Here is a 624-nt window from a genome sequence, read left to right on the forward strand (position 1 = left end):
CAAGTGTGGGTAAGGTACTATTAGAGACACTAACACCTACGGTACTCTTTAGGGCAGTGGATGCATTGTTGATCAATTTGCCTTCAAATTTAGCGTTATTGAAGAATTTGATTTGGAAGTTGGTGTTGGCGGAGCTGTAGTTTTGGCCAGACTGATCAGTAGGCTTGGTTAAAGTAAAATCCCCTTTTAAGGTGGAGTTATCCACATAGATTTCTTTCCTGACATTGGGATCAGCAGCTCCCCATGAGCTCCAATAACTTTGTGTCCCACTATTTTGAAAAAACTTCGTAACTTCAAGCGTAGAGCCATTGGTGACCCTAGCAAGAAAATCCATACCATTGTATCCAAAAGAGTCGATCTTTAAAGTCGAATGATCATCTACATTCACCACGCCAGAAGCTACAGAGACATTGAAGTCTTTGATATGAACCTTCGCATTGCTTCTGACATTCAGGCCATAAGAATACCAACTTGGAATCAAAAACTTGTTTTTAAAGTACCCAATCTCTGCGACCGCACCATTTTTAAAGGTAAAAACAGGAGCATTCGCACTGATGTCCATATTTCCTACAAAAGCTTTACCCTTAAGAGAAGCATATGAATCTCCATTGTAATTCCCATCAA

At 40.1% G+C, this 624-nt stretch carries 1 protein-coding gene; it reads right to left on the bottom strand.

Annotation, left to right across the window (positions count from 1 at the left end; all coding sequences use genetic code 11):
- The coding region (locus BKH42_RS09665) for a hypothetical protein (protein ID WP_180674052.1) at window positions 1–624 on the bottom strand (624 nt) is incomplete at both ends.

This window comes from Helicobacter sp. 13S00482-2 (assembly GCF_002272795.1).
In the GTDB taxonomy this organism is placed as follows: domain Bacteria; phylum Campylobacterota; class Campylobacteria; order Campylobacterales; family Helicobacteraceae; genus Helicobacter_J.